Source organism: Streptomyces sp. OfavH-34-F (genome assembly GCF_022347745.1).
Classification (GTDB): Bacteria; Actinomycetota; Actinomycetes; order Streptomycetales; family Streptomycetaceae; genus Streptomyces.
The window spans coordinates 1-3,515 of record NZ_JAKRGC010000473.1; the positions used below are offsets into that span (position 1 = coordinate 1).

Genomic DNA, 3,515 nt, shown 5'->3' on the forward strand with positions numbered 1-3,515 from the left:
GGACGCGGCGGTGCCGCGGGTCCACCGGGCGAGCCAGAGCGCGTCGCAGAGCTGCTCGACGTCCGGGTCGAGCCCGGCCCCGCGCAGCCGGGCGACCAGCTCGGGCAGCAGCCCGGCCTCGTACGCCTCCGAACCATCGGACATCGCGGTCTCACCTCGGCCGGTCGAGTCGCTGGATGAGCAGGTCGGCCAGCCGGTCGCGGCCGGCCGGTGAGGCGGCGTGGGTCAGATATATGGCGTTCAGCAGCTGGTCGGTGGCCAGGAGTTCGGTGCGGGAGCGTTCCAGGAAGTGGGCGATGAGGTCGTCGCTGGCGCGGGCCGCCTCCTCGCCGAGGTGGGCCTTGACGAAGGAGGCCAGCCGCTTGTGGTCGGGGCGGCCCAGCTCCAGGTGGATACAGCGGCGCATCAGCGGGGCCGGGAAGTCGCGTTCGCCGTTGCTGGTGAGCACGACGAAGGGGAAGGCGCGGCACTGCACCCGGCCGCCCTTGATGCGGACCTTGTTGCCGTCGTGGTCGAGGACGTCCGCCTCGCCGTCGGGCAGCCGGTCGGCGATGCGCTCCAGCTCGGGGATGGCGAACTCGCCCTCCTCCAGCACGTTCAGCAGGTCGTTCGGGAGGTCGATGTCGCTCTTGTCCAGTTCGTCGATGAGCAGGACGCGCGGCCGGTCCGAGGGCAGCAGCGCGGTGCCGAGCGGGCCGAGCCGGATGTAGCTGCCGACGCTCTGGGCCGCGTCGGCACCGGTGGCGCCGCCGGCCGCGGCGTGCGAGGCGATCTGGACGTCCTGGAGCCGGGCGATGGCGTCGTAGTGGTAGAGGCCGTCGAGCAGGGTGGTGCGGCTGACGACGGGCCAGCGCAGCACCTTGCCCAGTTCCAGCTCGCGTGCGACCGAGTGGGCGAGGGTGCTCTTGCCCGCGCCGGGGTCGCCGGTGACCAGCAGGGGGCGCCGCAGGTACAGCGCCGCGTTGATCATCTCCAGTTCCTCGGCGCCGGGGCGGTGTTCCTCGGCGACGCGGCCGGGGATGCCGAGCCTGCGGTCGGAGGTGTCGGCGCCGTCCGCGCCGCCGGGTCCGCCGGTGAAGTCGCGCCAGGGCGGCGGGGGCGGCAGCTGCGGCGTCTCGTCGTGCGGTTCGCCGATGCCCCGGTAGATGAGCCACTCGCTGGGTTCGCTCATAGCGTGTTCCTCGTCGTCACTCGTCCGCCGCCGGCGGGCCCCGCCGAACGTGCCTTACCGTAGCGATCCCGATCAACCCCCGTAAGGGGAAGGCGAGTTCGCATGACCTTGGGGTGCGGTACGGGTGTGCTCACGGCGCCTCCAGGAAGTCGGTGCCCGGCAGCGGTCGGTGCGGGTCGTCGTAGTAGAGGGCGGCGCCGGCGGACCAGTACATCTCCGTCCGCCCGGCGCTCACCCCTCTGCGCAGTTCATGGATCTTCCACGGCAGCCGGTCGTGGGTGCGGGTGTCCGACACCGCCTCGGCGACGCGGCGGTGGAACTCCTTGCAGACCGTGTCGGCCTCCGTCGTCCGCCGCTGGAGCAGGGCCACGCCGAAGCCGCTGTCGAGCAGCCGCACCACGCCGGCCGTGACGTCCGGGTCCGGCCGGGTGCCGTAGCGGCACAGCACCGGCACGGTTCCGTGGGCCAGGCCGCGCAGCCGCGTCGACTCCGGTACACGTACCCGCAATTCGTCCTCGCAGTCGACGACCAGGGCGCGGATGCCGGCGGTGAGCCCGGCGTTCCAGCGGGCCGGGCGCTCCGGCGCCGCGCCCTGGTACGGGCTGCGCAGCACGACCGGCCGGACGGCTCCGAGGCGCTGGCCGGAGGGGGTCAGCACCCAGTCGTCGACCGGGAGGCCGAAGAGCGCGGGCGCGACGACGACCTGGAGCATGGCGGGGCCGCCCGGTTCGTCGCACCGCCGGAACGCCTCGGTGAGCGCGGCGGCGAGCCGGTCCGGGACGGTGCCGAGGGGGGCGCCGCGGCTGTCCTCGTCCACCGGTTCCGCCTCGCCGCCCCTGCGGTCCACGGCGACCCGCCAGTCGTACTGGTCGCGGGACCAGCCCTGGAGGTCGACATGGAGGACGACGCAGTCGCGGTCGCCGTACAGGACGGGCTCGGCCGCCGGGGCGCGGGCGGAGCTCTGGCGGTTCTGCTCCAGGCGCAGCCGGATGCCGGCCCACTCCAGGTCGAGCTGGCGGCGCAGGTCCCTGGGGAGTTCGACGTCGGCGATGCGCTTGACCCAGCCCCACAGGGCTTTGGCGTTGCGTACGGAGAGCTGGCCGCAGGGCCGGTCAGCGGCGAGGACGCCCATGCAGTAGCGCACGATCAGTTCGAACCGGGCCTCGCGGTCGCGGGCGCGGGCGTCGTACAGCGCGCCGAGTCCGTCGCGCCAGCCGCGCGGGGCGGGGCGGTGGTCGCGGGCGTAGACGCCGGGCAGCCGGTCGAGCAGCGTCAGCAGGGCGCGGGTGCTGGCCGGGGGCGGCAGTTCGGCGAGCCGTCCCAGCAGGTCCACGCGCAGTTTGGGTCCGAGGACGCCGCCGGGCGGGACGGACAGTTCGCTCTGCGCGTCGGTCCAGGTGCGTTCGGAGCCGGCGGCGCTGGTGTGGCGGTCGGCGTGGTAGCGGTCGTGGGCGTGGAAGACGGACTGGTATATGTCGTCGGTCTCGGTCTCCACGGGGGTGGCGGGCACCTCCAGGGTGCGCAGCCGCTCGATGCCGACGGCGGTGCCGCCCTGGTGGCCGTCGAGCCGTGACTTGACGACGCCGACGACCTCGCCCCGGACGAGGTCCACCAGCGGGCCGCCGGACATGCCCAGCTCCACCCAGTCGCCGTCGAGCCGCACCACCTGCTCGGCGTCGCCCGACCCGCCGTACGAGCCCTTGACGGTGCAGACGCCGCTGCGGTTCTGGAGGGTGCCGCCCTGGCCGGGGGCCCAGCCCACGCAGCGCACCTCGCGGCTGCGGAGCATCGCCTCGGACCGCTCGGTGACGTAGACGCAGGGGTGTTCGACGGGGCGCTGGAGCTGGATGAGGGCGAGGTCGGGGGCGGGCCAGCCGCCCGGTCCGGGCGGCCGGACGGCGGGCAGGGCGGCGACGACCTTGCCGGGCACCTCGGTCAGTTCGGTGCCGTAGCGGTCCTCCTTGAACCACACGCCCACCATGCCGCCCTCCCCCCGCGTCGCCACGTGCGCGCATGTGAGGACCCAGCTGGGTGCGACGAAGAAGCCGCTGCCCAGGAAGTCCCCTGCCGGTTCGTCCTGGGCATACCCGGACGGCGGGCGATGGATGCGCACGGTGGCGTCCTGCACGAGGTCCATGAGAGCGGCCTGGGCGGGCGTCAGCACCCCCTCTGCGCCCCCTCGGTCCTCGGAGGTCATGCCCCGCCGCCGTCCGTGTCGTCCGCACCACCGGGGTGTGCCGGTGCGCCGGGGGGTGCCCCGGCGGACGGGTGGCCGGGGTGTGCGCCGGCGGACGGCGGGGCGGGCGGGGGGCACGGCAGGACGATGTCGCGGCCCTCCCCGCCG

At 74.5% G+C, this 3,515-nt stretch carries 2 protein-coding genes; both read right to left on the bottom strand.

Going from position 1 to position 3,515, the window contains the following annotated elements:
- Window positions 1-151: 151 nt before the first annotated feature.
- Window positions 152-1,171 (bottom strand): MoxR family ATPase, encoded by a 1,020-nt coding sequence (locus tag MHW47_RS33500; RefSeq protein ID WP_239227613.1) that lies wholly within the window; start codon window positions 1,169-1,171, stop codon window positions 152-154.
- 130 nt (window positions 1,172-1,301) lie between these two features.
- Complete coding sequence (locus tag MHW47_RS33505) at window positions 1,302-3,368, bottom strand: trypsin-like peptidase domain-containing protein (protein WP_239227614.1); 2,067 nt, start codon at window positions 3,366-3,368, stop codon at window positions 1,302-1,304.
- Between the last annotated feature and the right edge of the window lie 147 nt (window positions 3,369-3,515).